Here is a 24,764-nt window from a genome sequence, read left to right as displayed (position 1 = left end):
TTAAGCCTCGAGGCCCGTCAGCATGTTGGCGACATTGAGCCCGAGTTCCGGCACGCCGTAGCCGCCCTCCATGCAGGTCAGCACCGGCAGGCCGGCTGCCGCGATCATCGCGCCCATGCGAGTAAAATCCTCCGATGTCAGCTTGAAAAAGCTGATCGGGTCCCGCTCGAAGGTATCGACGCCAAGGGAGACGACGATCGCCTCGGCACCAAAGCCCTTGATGCGGGAAAGGGCGTCGGCGAGCGCCGCGGACCAGGCGGCCCAAAGCGCGCCGCGCGGCAGGGGATAGTTGGCATTGCAGCCCTCGCCCGCTTCCGCGCCGGTCTCGTCCGCGTAGCCCCAGAAATACGGAAAGGCATCGGCCGGTTCGCCGTGAAGGGAGGCGAAGAAGATATCGCCGCGGCGGTAGGTGATGTCCTGCGTGCCGTTGCCGTGGTGAAAGTCGACGTCGAGGATCGCGACCTTCTTCGCACCGAGATCGAGGAGGCGCTGGGCGGCAACCGCGGCATTGTTGATGAAGCAATAGCCGCCGAAGAGGTCGATTCCGGCGTGGTGGCCGGGCGGCCGGCAAAGCGAGAAGGCGAAGCGATTGCCGCCGTTCAGCCAGTCCGCACCGGTTACGGCGCATTGCATCGCGGCGATCGCAGCTTCATAGGTGCCGTCCGTGATCGCCGTTTCCGCGGCATTGGCATAGTAGCCGAGAAGGGCGTCGATATCGTTCGGTACCCGCAGCGTCGAGCGGCGGACCGGGAAGGACGTCGGGATCGCCTCGCCCTCTGCACCACTTGCCTTCCACATCTCCCAGGCCTTCGAAAGGAAATCGAGATAGCCGGCGTCATGCACTTTCAACGCCGTCTCGAGACCGTGGCGCTCCGGCGCGACGATATCCGAAAAGCCCGCCTGCTTCACCGCTTCCAGGATCCATTCGGCGCGGAACGGCCCCTCGAAGGGCTTCACAAGCAGGCCGCCATGCAGCTCCGTCTTGGCATCGCGCAGTTTGTGATCCTCGGAATAGATGACGCGCATCCGGTTGCTCCCTGATTTGAATGGTTCGGATAGGACGGAGCCTTCCGCGGCTTGTCAATGGCCCATCAGAGGCTCAGGCGACCCGCTTGTAGAAGAAGGTGGTGGCGCAAAGTCCGCCTTCGGGCCAAAGCGCGTAGTCCGGAATAACGCCGACGCGCTCCCAGCCGAGCCGCGGATAGATCGCCTCCGCATCGCTGCCGGTCGCCGTGTCGAGCACAAGGATCGTCTTGCCGCGGCGGGCCGCCTCCGCTTCCGCAGCCTGCATCAACAGGCGGGCGAGGCCGCGCCCGCGCGCGGCGCGATGCACGAGCAGCTTCTTCAGGTCGCCGCGATGCGGCTGGTTCGGCATTTGCGCTGCGCCGACCTGCACGGTGCCCAGTACCTTGCCCTCAGCCTCGGCGACGAAGAGCAGGGTAGCGCCTTCCCCGACCGCCTCAGCGACGCCTTCCCAATAAAGCTGGGCATCGGCCGGCCCATAGGGCTGCATGAAGCCGACGGAGGCACCGCCATTAACGCAATCGGCAAGCACTTCGCAAAGGTCGGGAATGGCCGCGCGGGCCTCGGTGGCGGAGAGTAGACGGATATTCGGCATGCTTTTTCCCTCGGATGAGTTAACGGCCGCCGCGATCCAGCACGACGCAATAGCGTGCCGGCGCGTGGCCCGGATTATAGAAGACGTGTCCCTCGCCCACCGGCATGAAGAGGCAATCGCCCGGCCTCAGCCGATGCACGGTCTCGCCGACGGTCATTTCCATCTCGCCGTCGAAGAGCCAGACGTGCTGGGTCATGCCGTGGCTCGCTGCATGGGGTGGAAAGCTGACGCGAGCGCCGGGTGGAAATTCGACGTCCACGATGTCGACGGTGGAACTCGTGCCGGGCGGCGAAACTGAACGGCGCAGATATCCGGTCTCCGGATCGCGCCAGACCTGCTGGTCCTGCCTCCGGGAAAGTGGCGAGGCCTCCTCGCCATCCTCGGCAAAGAAGGCCGAAAGCGAAAGACCGAGGGCCGCGCAGACGCGAGCAAGCAGTGAGGCCGTCGGGCTCGCCTCGGCGCGCTCGATGCGGGAGATCATGGCGCGGCTGACCCCCGAGGCAGTGGCGAGGTCGTCCAGGGTCAGCCCCTTCTCCATCCGCAGGGTGCGAATGCGCACACCGATCGCCAATTCGAGTTCCTGTTCCATCTTCCGATCCAGAAATTCTACTATAGGAGAAATACATTATCCGATGATGGAATCAAGTGGCTTCTCTCGCTGGGAAAGCTCTGCTTTTCCCCTTTGCGGCAAGGGGCGGCACTGCTATATGGCGCGCATGAGCACCAATCCGACGACTCCGCTTTCGCATATCCGCAATTTCTCGATCGTGGCCCACATCGACCACGGCAAATCGACGCTGGCCGACCGCCTGATCCAGACGACCGGCGGCCTCGCCGAGCGCGAGATGTCCGAGCAGGTGCTGGACAACATGGATATCGAGCGCGAGCGCGGCATCACGATCAAGGCGCAGACCGTCCGCCTGCACTACAAGGCAAACAACGGCGAGACCTATATCCTGAACCTCATCGACACGCCCGGCCACGTCGACTTTGCCTACGAGGTCTCTCGGTCGCTCTCGGCCTGCGAAGGTTCGCTGCTGGTCGTCGACGCCTCGCAGGGCGTGGAAGCCCAGACGCTCGCCAACGTCTATCAGGCGATCGACAACAACCATGAGCTCGTCACCGTGCTCAACAAGATCGACCTTCCGGCCGCCGAGCCAGACCGCATCAAGGAACAGATCGAGGAAGTCATCGGCATCGATGCCTCCGACGCGGTGCTGATCTCGGCCAAGACCGGCCTCGGCATCCCGGATGTGCTTGAAGCGATCGTCCACAAGCTTCCCGCGCCGAAGAGCCCGGGCGGCGAAAAGGCACCGCTGAAGGCGCTACTCGTCGACAGCTGGTACGACACCTATCTCGGCGTCATGGTTCTGGTGCGCGTCATCGACGGCGTGCTCACCAAGGGCCAGACGATCCGCATGATGGGGACGGACGCGAAATACCAGGTGGAACGCATCGGCGTTCTGACCCCGAAGATGGTCAATGTCGACAGCCTCGGCCCGGGCGAAATCGGCTTCATCACCGCCTCGATCAAGGAAGTGGCCGATACCCGCGTCGGCGACACGATCACCGAGGACAAGCGCCCGACGGCGCAGGCCCTGCCGGGCTTCAAGCCGGCGCAGCCGGTGGTGTTCTGCGGCCTCTTCCCGGTCGATGCGGCCGACTTCGAGGATCTGCGCGCCGCCATGGGCAAGCTGCGCCTCAACGACGCCTCCTTCTCCTTCGAAATGGAGAGCTCGGCCGCGCTCGGCTTCGGCTTCCGCTGCGGCTTCCTCGGCCTGCTGCATCTCGAAATCATCCAGGAGCGCCTGGAGCGCGAATTCGACCTCGACTTGATCGCGACCGCCCCTTCGGTGGTCTATCAGCTGACGATGACCGACGGCAGCGAACGCGAACTGCACAATCCGGCCGACATGCCCGACGTCGTCAAGATCAGCGAGATCCGCGAGCCCTGGATCAAGGCGACGATCATGACGCCGGACGACTATCTCGGCGGCATCCTGAAGCTCTGCCAGGACCGCCGCGGCATTCAGACCGAGCTGACTTATGTCGGCAGCCGCGCCATGGTGACCTACGATCTGCCGCTCAACGAAGTCGTCTTCGACTTCTACGATCGCCTGAAGTCGATCTCGAAGGGCTATGCCTCGTTCGACTACCATCTGGAAGGCTATCGCGAAGGCAACCTCGTAAAGCTGTCGATCCTCGTCAACGGCGAGCCGGTCGATGCGCTCTCCATGCTCGTCCATCGCGCGTCTGCGGAAAAGCGTGGCCGCGATATGTGCGAGCGGCTGAAGGAGTTGATCCCGAAGCACATGTTCAAGATCCCGATCCAGGCCGCGATCGGCGGCAACGTCATTGCCCGCGAGACCATTTCGGCCCTGCGCAAGGACGTGACCGCCAAGTGCTACGGCGGCGACGCCACCCGCAAACGCAAGCTTCTGGAAAAGCAGAAGGAAGGCAAGAAGCGCATGCGGCAGTTCGGCAAGGTCGAGATCCCGCAGGAAGCCTTCATCGCTGCGCTCAAGATGGGCGATGAGTAAAGGCTTGGCGGCTAATCGCCAAGCTTGCGAAGCCGAGAAATTTTGAAATCGAGATAGTCTCGAATGTATTCGTACCGCTGCTCTGAAGGCTTTCCTCGATAGAGGATACGAATCTCGTGACCGCTGTCATCAATGAGCTGCTCCTCAGTCCAGCCCTCTGTTGCGGTCGACGCATAAGTTGGACGCAAGTGCTGCTGTGGCGCGGCATCGGTCGATGACGCGCCATGTGGCCGAGATGGGGTAGCAATAAGATCGCTATGCGCTCCATACGGCACATCTTCTGGCGTCTCAGAGGCATCGCCGAGCTGTTCAACGCCGTCGGTTAGTTCTGCGAATTCCAAAGTGTCATCGTAGACTCGAAGAAATGTGCGCGCGGCGCTTTCTGTGAAGCCATGCTGCAAAACAAGCTCGTCTATGCGAACTTCATCGGGAACGCGTTGACCACCCCATATGCCCTGGAAGAGCTTGAACAGCTTCGGTTTAAGAGCTGCCTCCCGAATAACTTGCTTCTTAATCTGTTCTTGCTGCGCCCGTAAGTACGTACGAGCCTCATCAGTAACGACTGCTTTGCGATCCCTGGAAGCACCCTCATATGCCACAAGCCCGTAAGACTTTAGCGCGGCGAGCATCTGATGCGCTTGGCTACTGCCTTCCTTCATACCCCACGCGAGGCCGGCCTTGTCAGCGGGCACGGGGTACCTCCCAAATTTTTGATCGAGCGCGGCGAGTCGGCCGAGAGCCACTTTCAGTGGCACGAATGGAAATGAGGGACTTCGCTCTTTTGCAACCATTTCGTACGCTCCTTTTTAGGTGACCATCTCACAATGACATTGCCTCTTCAACAAAAATCTACGGTTTACGGCTTTGTTGAATCAACAGCATCGTTGACAGTGCCGTAAATACGTGGATTCTTAAGAACAGAAAGGAATCGAAATGAGCAGAAGAGCCATAGCCGACCGCGGCAACGAGCGCCGTCGCGGTTGGCTTTAACGAAAAGGGCCACAAGACACATCGAGTACCAGTCGATGTGCGATGTGACCCGTGGTGTCAGCGGACAAGCCCCGATCCGTTGGACGGACTAACTGGGAATGCCGATCTCTGGTGAGTTGACCTTTTCAGAATCGCACTTCCCGGTCTCCGTTTCAAGAGGGCATGTCTTTTGAAGTCAGGAGGTCATGATGACCAATGACAACATGCCGAGTTACGCGCTTACCTTCGATGACGCCGTCCAGATCTGGCTTCGTCACGGGAACGGCGAGTTCCAGAACCGGATCGCCGCGAGCTTCGATGTCAATCCGGGCCGAGTGAACGAAATTCTCAAGGAACGGAAATTTGTCGGTAGCCGAGAAGCAGCTCTCAAGCTGCGGGCCGCATGACGAAATGGACCAGCGCTTTCGAGCGCTGGTCGACTCGATCAGTATCCTTGCAGCCGTTGTGCTATCATCGGTCCATTGCATAGCGCGCGCGTGACGGGGGATGTCGTGGCAGATGATCTCGCGGTCGAGTTCTTCAAGACGGCACGGTCGCAGTGCGAACAGACCACCAGGTGGCATCTGATCGTGCTTGCGGCGCTCCTTTACTTCCACGTCGGGATCGTGGCGCCTTTTGCCACAAGAAGTGCAGAGAAGGCGGCGATCGACCGCGATCTTGCTGAGAAGCGCGCCGTCTCAGCGGCAGTTGCACCGGTTTCGCAGCTCACAAAGGCTCTTGCTGACAAGATTGATGCCTCCGCAAAGGCGGTCTCCGACACTCTTCTCTCCGATCTTGTCGAGCGCTTCGGCAAGCTCAACGAGGTGGTGGCGGGGCTCATCGGCATGGACGAGGAAGAGGCTGCCGGCCAGGCGGGCGATATGCTGTTTTCGCCGCCGGTCCAGCGACAACAGCAGCAACAGCAGATCCAGCCGCAGGGCATCAGCCTTCGGCCGATGGCGCCCGATCTCAGGCGCATGATCGCCCATTTCGGAACCAATGCGAGCGCAGTATCCCAGTATCAGGAGCCCCTGACGCAATACATCCAGGACGTGGTTGTCTCGCCGAGCTTCGAGCAGGCGAATGGGGTCTGGCAGGACCAGTTCCTGCCGGCGATCGACGACGATATCCAGGCGGCGACCGCCGCGATCGCCGAAGCGCGCACGAAGACCGGCGAAGCCGCGACCGAGCTCGCGGACCTCGAGAAGAAGATCGAGGGTCTGCGCAACCAGGTCGATGGCCTGCGGTTCACCGCACCCGCCGACACGGAGTGGTGGCGCACCGTCTCAGGAAAGGCGGGATCAATCGGGGCAATGATGGAGGCTCTGGCGGGAGGCATCCAGGATGCGGCGAAGTCCCAGGTCAATCTCGCAACGCTGCAGCAGAAGGCGTTGGAGGCTGCGCGACAGCAGGAGATTTCCTCTCAGGCCGTCGCCGCCGAACTGGCGCGGCTGGAGGAGGAGACCAAGGCGCTTCAATCCCAGCTGGGCGAATTCGGCGGTCCGCTGAAGATCGTGGCTCTTCCGCTTGCGACCCTTGCGCCGCTCTTGCCGATGATCATCGCCGTCGCCTCGGGCGTCGCCACGCTGTTGACCGCCGCGGCCCTGCGCAAGATGTGCCTTGCGGTTTCGCTGTCCGCAGCAGACGACCAGGCGAAGCTCAAGCCCTGGCTTGCCGATATCGCCGGGCGAAGCCTGCCATTCATGACGCTGAGGACAATCCTGTTTGCAGCGCTCATGGCTGGCTGGATCCTCTGGACGCTGAGGACCACTCGGCCGCTGCCGTCGTTCTTCGTCTCCGCCACATCGATGGTCGCCATGGCGCTCGTCCTGCTGCTCGCCTGCCGCATATGGCTCTGGCTGCAGGCCGCGCGTGCCCTGCGACAGGCACAGGAACCAGGTTGAGGCAGAAGCCCCGCACTCAGTGGCCTTCATCCGGAATATTGAGGACATGGCCGCAGGCCTTGCAGTGCACGGCATCGTAGTCATGCCGCTGCAGGCCGCATTGCGGACAGGGAAAGGCCACCTTGTGCGGTCGCACGATCGTCTGCGCCAGCCGCACGAAGAGGGAAATGCCGAAAATCATCGTCACGATCGAGGTGAGCTTGCCGAGCGTGCCGGGCAAGGTGATGTCGCCGAAGCCGGTGGTCGTGATCGTCGCCACGGTGAAGTAGAGCGCATCGACGAAACCGTCGATGCCCGCGTCCTTGTAGAAGAACGAGGTGTAGACGAAGCCGGTCACGAGGAAGAGGAAGGTCAGGAAGTTGATGCAGGCACGCACCAGATCCTCCCACTCCGCGCAGCGCGCGCGCTTGACGAGCAGGCTGAAGGCCTTGCTCTGGCTGAGCGACCAGATGCGAAAGGCACGAAGAAAGGCGAAGTTCGAAAGCAGCGTCGGCAGGAGCAGCGTCGCAAGCACGATGATGTCGACCCAGGTCATCGGCCGCAGTAGCCACCGCTTCAGATCCTGCGCGATCAGCGCCCTGACACCAAGTTCGCAGGCGATGACGAAAGCAATCGTGAAATCGACGATCAGATAGGAGCGTCCGGCACCGAGATAGGGGCCTACAAGGAAGAAGACGATGATCGCCACGTCGATAAGGCCCATCGCCACCTGGAAACGGATCGCGCTTGGGGTCGTGCCGAGATAGAGTCCCCTCAGCCGCGCGCGCAACGCGCCCAGGGCCTCATCGTCTCGACTGTCAGTTTCCGCGTGCTCCCCCATACAACCGAGATAGGTGCGCGCGCCGGGGCCTTCAAGTGTGCCACGCGCCGCGCCAAGAACCGGCGGTCGACAGTTCGCGCAAACTGGGCCGGTCACGCCGTCCTTATCGTCTTCACCCATGCCCGTGCGATCGCCCTGCCCGCCATGTCGGCGGCCCCCGAGTGCCTTTCTACGAGCTCGGCATAACGCTCCAGCCAGCCCGGCTCCATGCGCCGGATCGACTCTGCAAACTCGACCTTCCATGCCTCGACAACCGCCGAATCCGCCTCGAAGTGGAACTGCGTGCCATAGGCTGCCCGGCCGATACGAAAAGCCTGATTGGCCGCGACATTGCTCGACGCCAGCCGCTGGGCTCCGACGGGAAGGGAGAAGGTGTCGGCATGCCACTGAAAGATCGTGAAGTCGCCGCCAAGCGCCGAAAGCAGCGGATCGGCGGACGCCTCGGCGGTTACGGCCACCTGATGCCAACCGAATTCGAGCGCGGTGCCGAGCAGATTTTCGGCGCCGTAGGCACGCGCCAGCAACTGGCTTCCGAGGCAGATGCCGAGCACGGACTTGTCCGCCTCCTCGAAGCGCCGCATCAGTCGCGCGAGATCGGCCAAATAGGGATGCGCCTCGTCGTCCAGCGCGCTCTGCTCGCCCCCGAGCACGACGAGAGCATCATGGTCGTTGACATCCTGCGGCAGGCGGCCGTCGCGCCAGGGCTGGAACCATTCCGTCTCGGCGCCTACCTCGGCAAGCGCGACACCAAGCGGCCCGAGATAGGTGCCGTGCATGTTCTCGATGATTGCAACCCGCATGCCCGTGCCTTCCAAATGACCCTACGGCCGGACATCACCATGAGTGCCAAATCGACGCAAGCCGGCTCCACAGCTTTCGGGATATCAGCCCTAGCCGCGAACCGCCCGCAGCACCGCCATAAAGCCCTCGACCGAGACGAGAGAGCGGTTGAGCCCGTCGCCCGCGTAGTAGCTCTGGCCCGAATTGACTAGTCGATTGCCACGCCGCACCTGCTTCGGCACCGGCAGCGAAGCCCATTCCTTTGCCAGGTTCACACCGAAATCCTCGCTGGAGAGCACGCCGGAAAGGTAGCGGCCGAGACCGCGGCCCTTCATCAGCGCGATCGCCAGCTTGTCCTGGCTGCGCTCGTCGAAGCGATCACCGCCGGAAAGAACCCCCTGATCGCGCAGGCCGCCCAGCGTCTTTCGCAGGAACTGATACTTGCCGACGGCTGAAGACTTGCTGCCGCGCGCGATGAAATCCCGCTGCCAGGCCAGAACCTGGTTCACCGTCATGGTCGTGAAGGCGGGGTCATTCTTGTTTCGCGCATTGGAGAAGAAGGCGCTGTAGTTGCCGTTGCTTTCGAGTACACCGATGAGGTCCAGCAGCTTGCCGAAACGTTCGTCACTGGAGCCGGTGAAGGCGCTCTCAGCCCCCTTGGTGTCGCGCATGACCGCCGGGCTGAACCAGCGTATCGCTGCAATCTTCGACCGCGCAAACTTGGTCCGCGTCACCGTATCGCTTTGATTGCCGCCCAGGATCTCGACGAGGCTGTCGTTGTCGCCGAAGTAGCGACTGAAGAAGCCGACATGACCGGAACGCGCCGAACCCTTCTCCGGCGCAAGCACCACCACCGCTCCCGGAGGCACGTTGGGGTCCCCAAGCGGAATGGAAACATTCCCCCAGGATTTCCAGTTCGCCGCCCGGGCGGGTCCTTCCACCACCGTATCGGAGAAGGGCGACTCGGCCTTTTTCATGCAAAAACCGACAAAGGCACCGCACCAGGGCACGACCGATCCCGTCGCGAAGTTGATGGAGCGAAAATATTCAAGGACGCGCACCGTCCCCTGCGCCGTGCTTTCATTGATCAGGCTCTGTTCCCAATCCGAGCGCTCCCTGTCGGCAAATGCAAGCCATGGCGCCGTTCCATCGACCTTCGGCAGGTCCTCCGGCGTATTCTCGGAGATCAGCTTGTAGGCTTTCTGCAGCTCGGTATTCAGCAGGCTTTCCGCTTTGAGGAGCAAGCCGTCGATCGTCTCGATCTTGTCATTTGCATCCTTGAGCAGGGATGATCGAAAGGTGATCAGCTTGGCGAGATCCTCCGGGCTGAAATGGGCCGGCAGGATCGTATCGATGAACTTGCCGCCCTCGTCACGAAGCTTTGCCATGCGAACGTCGATGGCGGCCTTGGTGCCGATCAGATGAGCCAGAAGAACGTCCACGTAACTCGGTATGTAGGGGCCGGTCGGCCCCGAGGTTTCATCATCGCCATTGGCCACATCCTGTTGCGTGATGCCCTCGCTGATCGCCTTCATGGCTTCGAGCGCCAAAAAGGCAGCCCCGCACGTCTGGTCGAGCCCGTCGTCGCGATCCCCCGCGGAGAAATCCTTGCCGAACTTGGAATCGAGGAAGCGCTGCCAGTCGGCCGAGGTTATCTGAAAGGGCCCGGCACCGTCTGTCAGCGGGTTCTTTGGCAGGCTGTTCTTGAGTTTCGATTCAATGTCGGCCCAGGCGATCAGGTAGTCGGCCAGAACGAAGAAACCCTGCTCCTTGCTCTGCTCATTGATCCAGATCTCTGCGTCGACGCAGGACTTCAGGAACGCCCAGAGCGTGAAATCGGGCCGCGGCGGCGCCTCGACCTCCTGCAGGATATCGCCCAGATCGTTCCTTATCCTCACCCAGCCGGTTCGCTCCAGGCCAAGAATCTCCAGCTTATGCCAAACTCCGTCGGCGCTGGCTTCGATCTCGCGTCCGACGTCGTCTGCCAGCATCTGGGTAACAACGGCTTCATCCAGCGAAGGGCCGTTGCGCATATTCACGAATTGAAGCGCCTTGTAGAACATCGATTCCGATCCTCTGGCGTTTGCGCTGCGCTATCCACTAATCTTGCGGCTTTACCAGCGCGTTGAACAGGTCTGGCGTTATCTGATCCGTAAACATGCCTTCTGGACCGTTATCAAGCTTGAGGTCGTCCCTCAGCTTGGTGATCTGCGGTCTCAGCGAGGTAAAGCCAAGCGAATTGTCGGTGACGCTTGTCCGGTCGCGTATTGCCTTTGAGACCAGTGCACCCATTGAAGGATTTCTCGTCAGGAGCTGGTTCTCGACATAGTTCTTCGCGTTCGGCACGCATTCGGTTTTCAGGTCGTTTACCTGAGGAGGACTGAGATTGATCGTTGCGTTGCGCCAGTCGCTGGCTCCGAGGGGGTTCTGTGGCGAAATCGATTCGAATATCTTCAGCCCGGCCTGCGTCTTTGGCCCAAAGTTGCCGTCGACATCGCTGCCGGTCAGGCAGATCGCCCTTTGTATGGCCTTTGCGGTTGCCTCGTCGATGCGTATCTGGCTGGCCGTGGCCCAGCCCTCGGCAGGCGGCGGCCGACGTTCGACCACCCTCGTCGTCACCGGCGCAGTTGCCTGCAGAGGCGCCGCACCGAGCATCGGCGTGACAGCCGGGGACTGGAAGAGCGAGTTGTCGCTTCTCGGCAATTCGCGGCGTGCACCGAGCGTCGACAGATCATTGATCTGGCTCTCGATCGCGAAGGGCAGGCAGATGCGCAGATATGAGCGCAGGGCATATTCTGCCGCGGGCCGGTTCGAATAGGTGAACGTCTGCGTTTCACGCCGGAAACGAAAGCGCTCCTGGATAACCACCGAATTCACGGTCGAGGATTCGATCTCGAGCAGGAGGCGCGAATGGTAGTTCTCGATCGATCGCGTCAGGAGACCGAAGGCCTCGCCGACTATGGAGAGGGCGATCGCGGAATCCGGATTGGCGAGCGCCATGATCGTCGTCGTCGTGTTGCGTACGGCATTGACCTGGCTCAGCAGCGGCGCGCGCGACCGCTTCCTGTCGTCGAGCCATTCGAGATAGGCGTCGCAGCGGCGGTCGATATCGTTCATTCCCTGCAGAACGACGACCGTCCATGCTCTCTCGTCGAAGGCGGGCATCCGGCAACCGGTCCCGACGTCCGGCGAGGACGAAAGTCCCGCCTGGCTGCACAGCAAGGCGAAATACTGGTCGAGCGTCTGCGTGGAATTGCGAATATCGGCAGGCGCGAGCGAAGAGCCGATGCCGTTTCTCAGATAGTTTTCGCCGGCAGGCGCGCAAGCCGCGAGGACCAGCACGAGGAACGCGGCCAGGAGCCTGCCGCAAAGCAGAACTCCCTGGTGACCGCAGGCGGAATTTCCTGATCGCACACCGACACCCCCCGGCAAAGTTGTGCGTCAGTCTCAGCGGGGTGGCGATTCGTGGGAATCCCCACTGAAGTTTATCCACAGGCTTGTTTCTCATGAGGCATGCCCGACCTGCCGGCGGCGCGCCGGCAGGTGTCATCCAAAGGCAAGCCTGCCCGGTTAAAACTGCCTGCCGATCCTGGCGTCCACGGACTGGCGGTTTGCGCCGCGTATGACGAAGAAAAGCGTGATCGCCGCCCAGAGAATCGATTTCTCCGCGCCGCCAAGCCCCTGCGACTGCACGATCCAGTGGAAATAGACGGTGACGAGGAGCACGATCGTCGCCGCGAATGCGGCCGGTCGCGTGAGAAAACCGATCGCCAGGAAGATGCCGCCGAAGAATTCCGTCGCTGCGAGCAGCGGCGACCAGAAGATGCCGGGATAGAAGCCGAGCCCCTCGACCATGCCCACGGCGCCGAACGGGTTCAGGATCTTGCCGTAGCCGTGGACGGCGAGAAGCGCCCCGGAGACCACGCGGAGCAGCGTCTCCGCTGTCATCTGCAGGCCGGCATAGATCGAACCCAGCGCCGGAACGACGAGCGCGGGCCGCGAGGTGGTTTGAAAGTCGGTCATGATTTCCCTCTCATACTGCTTCGATCCGCCATCCTTTCGGCACCGGCTGGCAGGAGGCAAGGCGGCACCACGCCACATCCAGTAAAAATATGAGTTATCGAGTTGACTTTGCCGTGACCGCGACGTGATTGCGCATTGCGATGCGAGCCTGGGGCGCTTACGTGAAGGAGACGGTACAGGAGTTCACTTCATGAGCGAAAAGCCCCGCATCACCATACTCTACTGCACACAATGCAACTGGCTGCTGCGAGCCGGATGGATGGCGCAGGAACTCCTCCAGACATTCGGCGACAGCGTCGGGGAAGTGGCGCTGCTGCCTGGAACCGGCGGCAATTTCGAGATCCGGGTGAACGGCGAGCTCATCTGGGAGCGTAAGCGCGATGGCGGCTTCCCCGGGCCCAAGGAGCTGAAACAGCGCGTGCGCGACATCATAGAACCCGGTCGAGACCTCGGTCACGTGGACCGCCAGTCGTTCGAGAGCTGAGCAGTCATGTGCGCGGTGAACGGCACTCCACGTAGACGCCGCGAAAGCTGAGGTAGCTGTTCGTAGACGGGTCGTAGCTGCGGTAGCGGTTCGAGCACCATTCGATATGGCGCGTATCGCGGCTGACGGGCGCACGAGCACTGGGCGCCGGCGCCGGGGCTGGCTTGACGAGCTGTTGCGGATAGTAAAGGCGCGGCGGGCCGGCGTCGCGCGGCTGGTAGTAGATCGGCGGCGTGCCGGGCGGCTTGTAGTTCGGCTGGACGTAGCTTCGGCGATGCCATTGCTGCGGCCCGAAGCCAAAACAGCCGCGAGAGTCGCACTGGACCTGCGCCTCGATGACGAGCGGATTTCTCATCGTCGCGGCGGCAGGCAGAAGCGGCGCAGCCGCGGCCGGGAGGGAAAGGGCGGCACCAAGAAGGCTGCCAAGCACGGCTTTATAAGAGGCGGGCAAATTACGCTCCTGTTGCTGGTCCGCAGCGAAAGCCGCCGGATCGTTCCCGCGGCTGCCCGCGCTTCCCCCTGTGACGGACATCCACCGACCGGTTCCAACGTCTCAATCAGAGTACCATCCACAGCCGACAATTGCACGCCGCGGGCGCTCCCGGCGAGAGCACCATGTCCGGGCCCTCTCGCGCAGCAGATGGTTCGTGGCGTCCGAAAAGGCCGACCGTCGACGTGCCCGGGGCTTTTTCGAGGATCGACATGAAAACTTCAAAAAGCCTGTTGACACCAGAGAGCCACACCCGTACATGGCTCTCCGTCGCCCAGATGGCGGAATTGGTAGACGCGCCAGCTTCAGGTGCTGGTACCCGAAAGGGTGTGGAGGTTCGAGTCCTCTTCTGGGCACCATTCCCTTGTAATTTACGTTACTTAGCAACGGACCACTATTGGGCCGCTCTTCAGCGTATCGGCTGGTAGGGCAGGATCTTCGGCGTCTTCGTTCCCTTGAATATCACGCCGTCGCGCTCGCAGACATAGACGAGCCGGGGCATGCCGTCGAAGCGGTATTCGATATCCCGCCATCCACGGATCAGATCGACTTCGCTGCGGCAATCGTATTCGGGCGGCGGATTAATGCTCGGCGCCGTTACGCCGGGCAGATCCTTGTAGGGATAGCCGAGTTGCAGCGGCGCTTCCTGCGGCGGCAGCTTCAAGTTCGAAGCAGAGCCAGCGGCAGCCGGGGCGATACCGACAAGCACGACACCGAGAGCCGCGATCATCCTGTCAAAGCGCATCACCATCGATCCTCGAAAACCGGCCCAGCTTGACCCGACAATACCGCCCTGCTCCAGCCGCTCCTGCATCCGGCATACTCATGCCAACCGGACAGGGAGGGATAAGGCAGAGGCATCGTCTTTGGATTGACGTAGGTGGGGAGTCGCTGCTTATCAAGCGGCGCTCGCGCCGAATTGAAGAGGTTCAGGCAGACGGCCTGCGGAGATAACTCCGGATCAGGGGGTGGGTCGAAAGACCTGCCAGGATCGCGATGAAAGCGCCGATCGCCAGGCCGAAGCCGAAGCCACCGACAAGGCCCGCAACCATCAGCACCTTGCCGCCCGCTCCGTCCGCCTTGATCGGCGGCTCTGCCTTCGAGATGACGCGGATGTTGCTTTGCGCAACATTCTGCTCCTCGCTCGTCTCGCCCGAGCGCTTCATCACCGACTCGTAGATTTCCCTGGCAGCCGCCGCCTTGCGCTCGAGCTCCTTGAGCTCGATCAGCCTGTCCGAGCCATTGGCCTGCTGCGCCTTCTGGACGGCCAGTTCCTTGCCGATTGCCTCTTCCGCCTTGCGTGCCTGCTCATAATCGGCGCGGGCCGAACTTGCCTGCCGGCGCAATTCGCTGCGGATTTCGCCTGCGAGGCTCTCCAGCGAGGAGCGCGCGGCAAGCAGCCGCGGGTGACGGGAACCGAGCTGGCTTTCGAGGCTGCCGACCGTTGCGGCAAGTGAGGCATATTGCTGGCGCAGGTTCGCGAGCGTGGAGGAGACGCTGCCCTCCGGCTGCGCACCGGCAACGACCGTCTCGAAGCTGAGGTTCGAGGCGGCATCCGCCCTCGCCTTGGCCTGGATCGTGCGGCTCTGCGCGGTGACCAGCAGCTCGTTCAGCGAACTCAGGCGCTGGTCGGAAATGAGGTTGCCGTCCGCCGTCGCCATGTCGTTTTCGGCGCGGAAGTTTTCGACAGCCTGCTCGGCCTCCTGCACCCGCAGGCGCAGTTCGTCCAACCGGCCGTCGAGTGCGGTAGAGGTCGTCTTGTAGATGTCCGAGGAGGCGGCACCTTCCTCCTCCACGAAGGAGGAGACGATCTGGTTGGCGATGCGTGCTGATTTTGCGGGATCGTTGGTCGTCACCTTCAGGGAAACGACATAGGTGTTGCTTTCGCGGGCGACCGATACGGCCTTTTGCAGCGCCGCCGTGGCGACCGAGGGGCCGGCATTGCCAAACGCCGGGTCCTGCGAGAGCTTCAGCGCATCAGCGACCCGGCGCATGACATTGCCGGACACCAGGATCTGGACCTGGCTGTCGATCATGGAGGTGATCAGTTCAGGGGAGGCTGCCGCCTGCGAGGCGTCTCCCGTGCTTCCCAGCCGCGGATTGAAATAGAGGCTGGTCTCCGCCGTATACTTGCGGGGCAGGCTCGGGAGAAGGACAGCACCAAGCACAGCGCCGATCGCTGCCAGGACGACGATCAGCCGGCGCCGCTGCCAGATTGCCTGAACGGCGGAGCGGATGTCGAGAAGCGGGACCTCGCGTGCCGGCTCCTCCGTCTGGGGTTCGGGGACATCCGGCGCTGTGACCTTCACCTCATCCTGACGGACACGGGTCTCCTGCTCCTCGATGATCTCGGCGGCTGGTTCGGGGACGGGCGACACTGCCGCCGCGCGAGGCTTTCGGAGCGCCATGAATTCGGCAGGACTGACCACGGGGCCGCGCGGACGCACGCCTTCCACCGCAGGTGAATGCGGTTCGTTGCTGCGCCAGTTGGGCAGACGGCTTACCCTGTTCCTGTCGTATGAGCTCATCTCGGACTTTCGTCATCCGCCAGTGTTCCAACACCGGTAGAATTGCTACCGACTTTAGAAATTCTTAGCTAACGGACCGTTAAATTCGCCGCCAACGAGCATCGGGGAGCGACAGGAAGGAAGTGACGTGAGGGGCTGGCGCAAGAGGACTTCCGGGATTTGTCGCCAGCTTCCGCGCTGGAGCGCGGTCCTGCTGCCGCTGGTTGCGACGGGCCACGCCGCCGTCGCCGGATCCCCTGCGCTCTGCTATCAGGGCGTGAATCTCTCCGGCGCCGAATACGGCGACCGGAACGGTGTCTACGGTACCAATTACATATACCCCTCGGAACGGACGGTTCTGCATTTTGCCGCCAAGGGCATGACGATTATCCGGCTTCCCTTTCGGTGGGAGCGACTGCAGCCGAGGCTCGGCGCCGCACTCGATGCTAACGAACTGAAGCGGCTCTCCGACAGCGTCGCGCTGATCCGGAAGCACGGCATGGCAGTGCTGCTCGATCCGCATAATTTCGGCTACTACGACAAGGGCCAGGTGGGCAAGGCGCCTGCCACCAACGCCGCTTTTGCCGATTTCTGGGCGCGCCTCGCCGTCGAGTTCGCCAACCGGGAGGGCGTCGCCTTCGGGCTGATGAACGAACCGTACGACATCAAGGCCACCGACTGGCTGAAATCCGCCAATGCGGCGATCCGCGCAATCAGGATCGTCGGCGCGCGCAACCTCGTCCTCGTCCCCGGCACAGTCTGGAGCGGTGCCGGAAGCTGGGAGAAGGATGTCCTTGGCGGCGCGAACGGCACCGTCATGCTCGGCGTCAAGGACCCGCTCGACAACTATGGCTTCGAGGTCCACCAGTATTTCGACGTCGATTCATCGGGAACACACGAAAGCTGCGAAGGCGCGGACAATGCCGTCAAGGCAATCGCCGGCATGACCACCTGGCTGAAGCAGAACAACAAGCGCGGCTTTCTCGGCGAGTTCGGCGTTTCCTCGGAAGAGGCCTGCGTCGAGGCGCTTTCGAAGGTGCTGAAAACCATGGGCGACAATGGCGATGCCTGGCTCGGCTGGAGCTATTGGGCGGCGGGCGAATGGTGGCCGCCGGGCGAGGCCTATAACGTGCAGCCGCAGAACCGCAGGGAACGCCCGCAGGCAGTAGCGTTGAATGCGGCCCTCGATCCGAAGGTCGCCGCCTCGTCCGACTGCGCCATGGTGAAGCCGGCCACCAACTGAAAGCGTTTTGAGGCGAATCACGCGGCTGCTATCGTCGCGCGAGCCTCCTGCCCGTACATCGGACAATCATGCCTATCGCCGACGAGAACCAGCGCATCGACTATCCCATTCTTGCCCTGGCCGTGTTCTCGGTGCTCTACAATTGCCTGCTCGCCTTCGTGAACCACAACATCGTGCCGCTCTCGCTGTCGCATGTCGCGCTTTGCGAAGCGGTCATCATGATCGCGTCGATTGCCTATCTGCTCAATCGCGGCTTCTACGAGGCGGACCTTGGCGCCCTCTTCTATCTCTTCTTCACGCTCGTCGTGACGGTCTATGTAATCGCGCTCAACAGGCTCGTCTTCATCGATCATTTCCGCAACGTGTTGATCATGTTCTGCTTCGCCGGGCTCGGCACCTGGGCGAACGAAAGGACGGTGAAGCTCGCCTTCCGCTGGTCCTGTACGGCGGTGCTCATCTTCCTGGTTTGCGAAATCGTCGACGTGCAGCTCTATGTCGGCCTGTTCCACCCGTCGGACTATTTCGAGAACACGCGTGGCATCAAGCCGCTGAGCTTCAATACGACGGGCCTCTTCCAGAATGCGCTCGGCTTTGCGGAGCGATTCTCCTTCGGCATCATCGACCATCGCTCCTCTTCTATCTTCCTCGAGCAGGTGTCGCTTGCCAATTTCTGCGGCGTGATCGCGATCTATCTCGTCACCTTCTGGCCGATGCTCGGCCGGCGCGACCGAATGCTGTTCATCGCGACCGCGGTGTTGATCCTGCTCACAAACGACACCCGCACGATGCTGATCTTCTGTTTCGCCTGCATCGTCGGCTATTTCGCCTTTCCGAGGATACCGAAGCTTTTCAGCCTGCTGCTGATGCCGATGATCGTGGCGACGGGCTTTGTCGTCTATATCCTCAAGCCGGATGCCGATGGCGACAACTTCACCGGGCGCATCAGCCTGACGATCCGGAAGCTGATGGACCTCGACATCCCCTCCACGCTTGGCCTGTCGATCGACCGCGTCGCCGAGTTTGGGGACAGCGGCTATGCCTATCTCATCTACGGCACGACGATCTTCGGTCTCCTGGCCTTCTGGCTCTTCGTCTGCCTCTACCCGGCAGGCGACACGGCACCGCAACGGCGCTGCGCGCATTCACTTTCTCTTTTCCTTTTCCTGAATATGATGATCGGCGGCACTGCGATCTTCTCCATGAAGATCGCCGGGCTTTTGTGGCTCCTCGTCGGCTACATGCGGTTCTCGGAAAAGCCGCGGGCGGCGCTGGGACACCTGGCAAATGTAGCGAGTAGCAAGGTGCCGGAGAGGGCAAGGTCAACCTGAGCCTCCCGAACCATCGAGGGAGCAAGGCGCCCAATGCTTGTCCAGCTTCAGTATCTCCGCGCGATCGCTGCGCTGATGGTCGTCTATTTCCATGCGGTGCTGCAGTTCCAGAAGGTCGATCCGTCCTTCGACCCCGAGCGCTATCTCTTCGGCGAGACCGGCGTCGACATCTTCTTCGTGCTGAGCGGCTTCGTCATGTGGCTGACCACCGCCGGCCGGCAGATTTCCCCGATGGAGTTCTACCGCCGCCGCATCCGGCGCATCGTGCCGCTCTATTGGATGGCGACCCTGTTTTCCGCGGCCGTTGCCTTTGCCGTGCCGTCAATCCTGAAATCGACGGTCTTCGATGTTCCGCATCTTCTCGCCTCGCTCGTCTTCCTGCCATGGGTCAACCCCGCTGATACCAGCATGATCGTGCCGGTCGTGGTGCCGGGCTGGACCTTGAACTACGAGATGTTCTTCTATCTCGTCTTTGCGGCGCTCCTGACCGTGCCGGAAGAAAGGCGCCTGGCCGGTCTCGTCGCGGCCTTCGTCCTCATCCTCGCCGTCTGCCACCTGCTGCCGGCAACAACAGCGACCACCTTCTATGGTAATCCGATCATCCTGGAGTTCCTGGCCGGCGCCCTGCTGGGGCGCCTCTACATGCAAAAGATCCTCCTGCCGCAGCCGGCCGGCTGGGCGGCCCTGGCCCTCGGCTTCGCCTTCCTCGTGATCAACGAGTTCCTCTGCGACGTGACGATGCGCTCCTACATGTGGGGCATTCCCGCGCTTTTCATCATCTACGGCGCCGTCTCGATCGACTTCTCGAAATTCCGCACGATCGGATGGCTGAATTATCTCGGCGACGCTTCCTACAGTATCTACATCACGCACGCCTTCACGCTCGCCTTCCTGCGGATCGTGAACAACCACTTCCACATCGGCATCCTCCAGAACGCATTCATCTTCATTGCGCTTTGCCTCGTCCTGTCGTCGGTCGCCGGTGCGCTCATCCATGAGCTGACGACGCCGCGACGCAGAAGAGTGGCACTCGCCGCCTGACAACGGCGGGGATACGCGGCTGGAAGGCGCAACCGGAACGGAATTCCTGCCGCACCCGGTCTTAAGCTGCGTCTGCGTGACGGCAATTTTGCAAGTTTCGTGCGGGATCCTGATGGCGCACGGAGGCGATTGTTGCATGAATGAAAGTGCCCCGGCCTTCCGAGGACTTTCCGTTTGATCTAAGCAGGGCACAGGCTACCTGCCGCAAGAGGGGAGAGACATGAAGAGCTACGTATTGACGGTTTCCTGCAAGTCGACGCGCGGGATCGTAGCGGCCATTTCCAACTATCTCGCCGACCAGGGCTGCAACATCGTCGACTCCTCCCAATTCGACGACCTCGACACCGGCAAGTTCTTCATGCGCGTGAGCTTCATCTCGGAGGAAGGCGTTCCGCAGGACGCACTGGCGGAAGGCTTCAAGCCGGTCGCCGAGAAGTTTGGGATGGATGCGGAGATCATCGATGCGGCCAAGCGCATGAAGGTGCTGCTGATGGTGTCACGCTTCGGTCACTGCCTGAACGACCTGCTCTATCGCTGGAAGATCGGCGCCTTGTCGATCGACATCGTCGGTGTCGTCTCTAACCACTTCGACTACCAGAAGGTCGTCGTCAATCACGACATCCCGTTCCATTACATCAAGGTCACCAAGGACAACAAGCCGCAGGCCGAGGCCCAGCTTCTCGACCTCGTGGAGCAGAGCGGCACGGAACTCGTCGTGCTGGCGCGCTACATGCAGGTGCTGTCGGACGCACTCTGCAAGAAGATGTCCGGCCGCATCATCAACATCCACCACTCGTTCCTGCCGAGCTTCAAGGGCGCCAACCCGTACAAGCAGGCCTATGAGCGCGGAGTAAAGCTGATCGGTGCCACCGCCCATTACGTCACCTCGGATCTCGACGAAGGCCCGATCATCGAGCAGGACACGGTGCGCGTGACCCATGCCCAGAGTGCCGAGGACTACGTCTCGATGGGCCGCGACGTCGAAAGCCAGGTGTTGGCGCGTGCCATCCACGCCCATATCCATCATCGCACCTTCATCAACGGCAATCGCACCGTCGTTTTCCCGGCCAGCCCGGGCAGCTACGCATCCGAACGCATGGGCTGACCGACCCCTGCTGCAGAAACGGCGCCAGCGCGAAACGGCGCTTTTTTAGCCGCAGCGGGCCTTGTGCGGGCCCGCCGCGGCATCTTCTGCTTGCCGACGGCACAGCTTCCCTTATCTATTTCTCGAGATCGAATCGTCCTTGGGGGGAGCCATGACGGACGCAGCGCTTCTTGACCGCATGGATCTGCCGCGGCCCGACGTCGCCGTCACGGATGCCGAAGATATACTCAAGACCCACTATGGACTGTCCGGCACCCTTACCGATCTCGGCAGCCAGCAGGACTGCAATTACCGCGTCGACACCGGCGATGCGAGCTATGTGCTGAAGATTTGCCACGCGGATTACGCCACCAGAGAGCTGGAGGCCCAGAACGCGGCAATCCACCACCTCGAAGCCACGCCCGGAGCGCCGCGCGTGCCGAAGATCGTCGCGGCGACAAGCGGCGAAGAGATACTGTCGCTCACCGTCGGCGAGCAAGCCTGCAAGGTGCGCCTCCTCGAATATCTGGAGGGGCAATCGCTGACCAGCCGCAAATATCTGCCGGCGACCACCATCTCGGCGCTTGGAGCGCTCTGCGCCCAGCTCGCACAGGCGCTTGCCGATTTCGACCATCCCGGCCTGGACAGGAGCCTGCAGTGGGACCTGCGCAAGGCCGGACCAGTGGCAGTGCAGCTCCTCGCGGCGATCACCGACCACGAGGCCCGCGACCGCATCGCCAAGACGATGGTGATGGCCGTGCGGCGCATCCAGCCGCTTGCGGGCAGGCTGCGCGTCCAGGCGGTGCATCATGACGTGACCGATGACAACGTCGTCAGCCACAGCGATATCAACGGCCAGCTGATACCCGATGGCGTAATCGATTTCGGCGATATCATTCGCGGATGGCTGGTGGGCGACCTCGCCGTGACCTGCGCATCCCTGCTGCACCACGCCTCCGGCGATTCCTTCTACATCCTGCCCGCCGTCAAGGCCTATCATGCGATCTATCCGCTGAACGAGCAGGAGCTGCGGGCCCTTTGGCCGCTGATCGTCGCGCGGGCGGTCATCCTGGTTGCAAGCGGCGAGAAGCAGCTCTCGATCGACCCCGGCAACGAATATGTCCGCGGCAACCTTGCCCATGAACGCGAGATCTTCGAGACGGCGACGTCGGTGCCGTCCGAGCTCATGGAAGTCGCGCTGCTCCAGACGGCCGGAATTGCCACCACGCCCGTCGACGCGGCGGACTTGTCACCCCTGTTTCCCGATGTCGGCCCGGAAAAGATCGCCTACACGGATCTCGGCGTGACGAGCCCCCTTTTCAGCGCCGGCAACTGGCGGCGGGAGGACATGGACTGGCGCCTTCTCGCGAGAGAGGCAGCCGAAAGCGGTTTTGCGGCAACCCGCTATGGCGAATACCGGCTATCAAGGTCAATGCAGCTCAGCGGAAGTCCGTCGGCGACTTTCGCCCTGCATGTCGACGTCTGCCTGCCGGCCGGAACGGTGGCAGCAGCACCTTTCGACGGGCGCATACAGTGGCGGGGACAGCATCTCGTGCTCGTCGGCACGCAGGTCTGCCTCCATCTCGACGGACTTGACTGCACATTCGTGGAAGGCGCCGAGGTCGCCAGGGGCGAGCCGCTCGGATCTGTCGCCGGCGAACCCGGCTCGATCGGCGGCCTCCGCGTCCAGCTCTGCCGTGTCGCGACGATCGAGCCGCCGCTTTTTTCCCATGCGAACCAGGCGAATGCCTGGGCCGACATATGCCCCTCGCCCACCGGGCTGCTCGGCCCCGGCAGCGAGGCGCCGCAGCCGGCGAGTGCCGAACTGCTTTCGCGCCGGCGCGAGCATTTCGCGGCATCCCAGAAGAACTACTTCAAGAAGCCTCCCCAGTTCGAACGGGGCTGGAAGGAGCACATGTTCGACGTCGAGGGTCGCAGCTACCTCGACATGATCAACAACGTCTCAACTCTCGGCCACGGACATCCGCGATTAGTTTCGGCGATCAGCGCGCAATGGTCGCGGATCAATACCAATTCGCGTTTCCACTATGCGGCGATCACCGAATTTACCGAGCGGCTGGCGGCCCTGGCGCCTGAGGGGCTCGACACGGTGTTCCTGGTCAACAGCGGTTCGGAGGCAAACGACCTCGCCCTGCGGCTTGCCTATGCCCATACGGGCGCACGAAACATGCTCTGCCTGCTCGGCGGCTATCACGGCTGGTCGATGGCAAGCGACGCCGTCTCCACTTCGATTGCCGACAATCCTCGCGCCCTGACCACACGGCCGGACTGGGTGCACGCATCCTTCTCGCCCAACACCTATCGCGGCCAGTTCCGCGGGCCTGATTCGGCGACCGACTACGTGGAGACGATCCTGCCGATCCTGGAAGCGATCGACGGAAAGGGCGAGAAGATCGCGGGCTTCATCTGCGAGCCCGTCTACGGCAATTCCGGTGGCATGGTTCTACCCGACGGCTACCTGAAGCAGGTTTACGGGCTGATCAGGGCCAGAGGCGGGCTGTGCATCGCCGACGAGGTCCAGGTCGGTTACGGGCGCCTTGGACATCATTTCTGGAGTTTCGAGCAGCAGGGCGTCATTCCCGACATCATCACGATTGCGAAGGGCATGGGCAACGGACACCCGCTCGGCGCGGTCATCACCCGGCACGACGTTGCCCAGTCGCTTGAACAGGACGGATATTTCTTTTCCTCCGCCGGCGGCAGCCCGGTCAGCTGCGTCGCCGGCCTGACGGTGCTTGACGTCATGGAGGAGGAGGCGCTGCAGGAAAACGCCCGCGAGGTGGGCGATCATCTCAAGGCCCGCCTTGCCGCCCTGATCGACCGTTTTCCGATCGTCGGCGCCGTGCATGGTATGGGTCTCTATCTCGGCGTCGAATTTATCCGCGACCGCGAAAACCTCGCGCCCGCCACGGAGGAAACCACTGCGATCTGCGACAGGCTCCTGGAACTCGGCGTCATCATGCAGCCGACCGGCGATCACCTTAATGTGTTGAAGATCAAGCCGCCCCTCTGCATCAGCCGGGAAAGTGCCGATTTCTTCGTCGATACGCTGGAAAAGGCACTCGACGAGGGCTGGTGACGTGTTGCGGCCGGCCCCCGCGACAAATTTTCCACTACGCCGGCATTGCCGAATACTGGTATGGTTCCTATGTCAGCGCGGTGTTCGACTGGTGCTAACGGCGCCAGCCCGAATGACAAAAGTGTGACAATTTGTTTCGAAGATTCGATCTAAAGCGGAATTTAATTTTGCGAACCGCCGATATTTTGACATCATTCGGAATATGTTTGTAGCATCATCTCCACTATATTCTACAAGATAAGTAGACTATTGTGGGCCAAACCGGTTCGCCAAGCGAACCTTGAGTGCAACGCCAACTGAGGAAAAGTGACATGGTTGAACATGAAGTCATCGCTTCAGTCCTTGGGTGGTCTGTGCTCGGCTCTGACCGTTCGGGCGCGCTCTCCCGCCCGTGCTGTCGAATGTGACGTTCGCCTCCTAATTCCAGGTCAAGATTGTCAGTTCGCCATGACTGCGCCGTGCGCAGTGGGAGTGTTTATAATGAAGAAGCAAGTAATCGAGTATGCAGGCGTTCCTGTCGGCATCGTCGTTCCAGACGAGGACCGGCTGAAGTTCATCGCCGTCAAATTTCATGTTCACGATCTCGACGAGCAGCGTTTCAGCTCGACGGACGAAGTGCGCCTTGCCATCCATGATCTGATGACCAAGCGCATTCCGAAACCCATTCATGCCTGATGTCGGTCCCCTCGCCTGCTGCGAGGGAGGCAGGCCGCTCGCAAGCTGCAGATGTTCTTGATTCGGCCCGGCACCGCTCGGGCCGATTATCATTTTGCCTCATGCTCCCGCTCTACTCCCGCTTGGTTGCGATCGGGATTTCTTTCGGTACAGTCCGC

22 protein-coding genes and 1 tRNA gene are annotated in these 24,764 nt (G+C 61.9%); 11 read left to right on the top strand and 12 right to left on the bottom strand.

Features of this window, described 5'->3' with window-relative positions; all coding sequences use genetic code 11:
• The 3 genes from EV286_RS14390 to EV286_RS14380 all read right to left on the bottom strand — a co-directional run bounded on the left by EV286_RS14390 (position 1) and on the right by EV286_RS14380 (position 2,207).
• The gene (locus tag EV286_RS14390) at positions 1-1,026 is read right to left on the bottom strand and encodes a histone deacetylase family protein (protein ID WP_132957821.1); all 1,026 of its coding nucleotides are present in this window, start codon (positions 1,024-1,026) and stop codon (positions 1-3) included.
• A gap of 73 nt (positions 1,027-1,099) precedes the next feature.
• Complete coding sequence (locus tag EV286_RS14385) at positions 1,100-1,618, bottom strand: GNAT family N-acetyltransferase (protein WP_132957820.1); 519 nt, start codon at positions 1,616-1,618, stop codon at positions 1,100-1,102.
• A gap of 19 nt (positions 1,619-1,637) precedes the next feature.
• The gene (locus EV286_RS14380; RefSeq protein ID WP_132957819.1) at positions 1,638-2,207 is read right to left on the bottom strand and encodes a helix-turn-helix domain-containing protein; all 570 of its coding nucleotides are present in this window, start codon (positions 2,205-2,207) and stop codon (positions 1,638-1,640) included.
• A 118-nt stretch (positions 2,208-2,325) separates the two neighbouring features.
• On the opposite strand from EV286_RS14380, the gene lepA reads away from it, so the two are divergent.
• Positions 2,326-4,158: a translation elongation factor 4 gene (gene lepA / locus EV286_RS14375; RefSeq protein WP_132958065.1), complete on the top strand. Its 1,833-nt coding sequence runs from the start codon at positions 2,326-2,328 to the stop codon at positions 4,156-4,158.
• 11 nt (positions 4,159-4,169) lie between these two features.
• Here the strand turns inward: lepA and EV286_RS14370 are convergent, their stop codons facing one another.
• The gene (locus EV286_RS14370; protein WP_165932845.1) at positions 4,170-4,850 is read right to left on the bottom strand and encodes a hypothetical protein; all 681 of its coding nucleotides are present in this window, start codon (positions 4,848-4,850) and stop codon (positions 4,170-4,172) included.
• Positions 4,851-5,336: 486 nt separating this feature from the next.
• On the opposite strand from EV286_RS14370, the gene EV286_RS14365 reads away from it, so the two are divergent.
• Both EV286_RS14365 and EV286_RS14360 read left to right on the top strand, forming a co-directional pair.
• Positions 5,337-5,534 carry a hypothetical protein gene (locus EV286_RS14365; RefSeq protein WP_132957817.1) on the top strand — a complete coding sequence of 66 codons (198 nt, stop codon included), beginning with the start codon at positions 5,337-5,339 and terminating at the stop codon, positions 5,532-5,534.
• Between the two features lie 105 nt (positions 5,535-5,639).
• Complete coding sequence (locus tag EV286_RS14360; RefSeq protein WP_132957816.1) at positions 5,640-7,031, top strand: hypothetical protein; 1,392 nt, start codon at positions 5,640-5,642, stop codon at positions 7,029-7,031.
• A gap of 16 nt (positions 7,032-7,047) precedes the next feature.
• On the opposite strand, the gene EV286_RS14355 is transcribed toward EV286_RS14360, so the two are convergent.
• The 5 genes from EV286_RS14355 to EV286_RS14335 all read right to left on the bottom strand — a co-directional run bounded on the left by EV286_RS14355 (position 7,048) and on the right by EV286_RS14335 (position 12,654).
• A complete protein-coding gene (locus tag EV286_RS14355) occupies positions 7,048-7,851 on the bottom strand; it encodes a potassium channel family protein (protein WP_132958064.1) in 804 nt (267 codons plus the stop codon).
• Between the two features lie 92 nt (positions 7,852-7,943).
• Positions 7,944-8,651, bottom strand: a complete 708-nt coding sequence (locus EV286_RS14350; RefSeq protein WP_132957815.1) for a type 1 glutamine amidotransferase — start codon at positions 8,649-8,651, stop codon at positions 7,944-7,946.
• Between the two features lie 90 nt (positions 8,652-8,741).
• Positions 8,742-10,694, bottom strand: a complete 1,953-nt coding sequence (locus EV286_RS14345; RefSeq protein ID WP_132957814.1) for a hypothetical protein — start codon at positions 10,692-10,694, stop codon at positions 8,742-8,744.
• A gap of 37 nt (positions 10,695-10,731) precedes the next feature.
• Positions 10,732-12,045, bottom strand: a complete 1,314-nt coding sequence (locus EV286_RS14340; RefSeq protein WP_132957813.1) for a hypothetical protein — start codon at positions 12,043-12,045, stop codon at positions 10,732-10,734.
• A gap of 156 nt (positions 12,046-12,201) precedes the next feature.
• On the bottom strand, positions 12,202-12,654 hold the full coding sequence (locus EV286_RS14335) for a DoxX family protein (protein WP_132957812.1): 453 nt from the start codon (positions 12,652-12,654) through the stop codon (positions 12,202-12,204).
• Positions 12,655-12,844: 190 nt separating this feature from the next.
• On the opposite strand from EV286_RS14335, the gene EV286_RS14330 reads away from it, so the two are divergent.
• Positions 12,845-13,138: a SelT/SelW/SelH family protein gene (locus EV286_RS14330; RefSeq protein ID WP_132957811.1), complete on the top strand. Its 294-nt coding sequence runs from the start codon at positions 12,845-12,847 to the stop codon at positions 13,136-13,138.
• Positions 13,139-13,142: 4 nt separating this feature from the next.
• On the opposite strand, the gene EV286_RS14325 is transcribed toward EV286_RS14330, so the two are convergent.
• Complete coding sequence (locus EV286_RS14325; protein ID WP_207909839.1) at positions 13,143-13,589, bottom strand: BA14K family protein; 447 nt, start codon at positions 13,587-13,589, stop codon at positions 13,143-13,145.
• Positions 13,590-13,900: 311 nt separating this feature from the next.
• Here EV286_RS14325 and EV286_RS14320 point away from each other — a divergent pair.
• A tRNA-Leu gene (locus EV286_RS14320) sits at positions 13,901-13,987 on the top strand.
• A gap of 50 nt (positions 13,988-14,037) precedes the next feature.
• Here EV286_RS14320 and EV286_RS14315 read toward each other — a convergent pair.
• Positions 14,038-14,442, bottom strand: coding sequence for a hypothetical protein (locus EV286_RS14315; RefSeq protein ID WP_132957809.1), 405 nt, complete (start codon positions 14,440-14,442; stop codon positions 14,038-14,040).
• 115 nt (positions 14,443-14,557) lie between these two features.
• Positions 14,558-16,156 carry a GumC family protein gene (locus tag EV286_RS14310; RefSeq protein WP_132957808.1) on the bottom strand — a complete coding sequence of 533 codons (1,599 nt, stop codon included), beginning with the start codon at positions 16,154-16,156 and terminating at the stop codon, positions 14,558-14,560.
• A gap of 190 nt (positions 16,157-16,346) precedes the next feature.
• Here EV286_RS14310 and EV286_RS14305 point away from each other — a divergent pair, with 190 nt between their 5' ends.
• From EV286_RS14305 to EV286_RS14280, 6 genes are all read left to right on the top strand, one after another.
• The gene (locus EV286_RS14305) at positions 16,347-17,378 is read left to right on the top strand and encodes a glycoside hydrolase family 5 protein (protein ID WP_132958063.1); all 1,032 of its coding nucleotides are present in this window, start codon (positions 16,347-16,349) and stop codon (positions 17,376-17,378) included.
• Positions 17,379-17,446: 68 nt separating this feature from the next.
• Positions 17,447-18,706 carry a hypothetical protein gene (locus EV286_RS14300; RefSeq protein WP_245500708.1) on the top strand — a complete coding sequence of 420 codons (1,260 nt, stop codon included), beginning with the start codon at positions 17,447-17,449 and terminating at the stop codon, positions 18,704-18,706.
• 33 nt (positions 18,707-18,739) lie between these two features.
• Positions 18,740-19,747 carry an acyltransferase gene (locus EV286_RS14295; RefSeq protein ID WP_132957807.1) on the top strand — a complete coding sequence of 336 codons (1,008 nt, stop codon included), beginning with the start codon at positions 18,740-18,742 and terminating at the stop codon, positions 19,745-19,747.
• Between the two features lie 220 nt (positions 19,748-19,967).
• Complete coding sequence (gene purU / locus EV286_RS14290) at positions 19,968-20,852, top strand: formyltetrahydrofolate deformylase (protein WP_132957806.1); 885 nt, start codon at positions 19,968-19,970, stop codon at positions 20,850-20,852.
• Between the two features lie 151 nt (positions 20,853-21,003).
• Positions 21,004-23,931, top strand: coding sequence for an aminotransferase (locus EV286_RS14285; RefSeq protein ID WP_132957805.1), 2,928 nt, complete (start codon positions 21,004-21,006; stop codon positions 23,929-23,931).
• 480 nt (positions 23,932-24,411) lie between these two features.
• Entirely contained in the window at positions 24,412-24,606 is a 195-nt protein-coding gene (locus tag EV286_RS14280) for a hypothetical protein (protein WP_132957804.1), read from the top strand.
• Positions 24,607-24,764 lie beyond the last annotated feature (158 nt).

The organism is Rhizobium sp. BK251 (assembly GCF_004345245.1).
Lineage (GTDB): Bacteria > Pseudomonadota > Alphaproteobacteria > Rhizobiales > Rhizobiaceae > Rhizobium.
The sequence above is the reverse complement of the archived record's forward strand: the minus strand, read 5'-3'. Positions and strand labels throughout refer to the sequence as shown.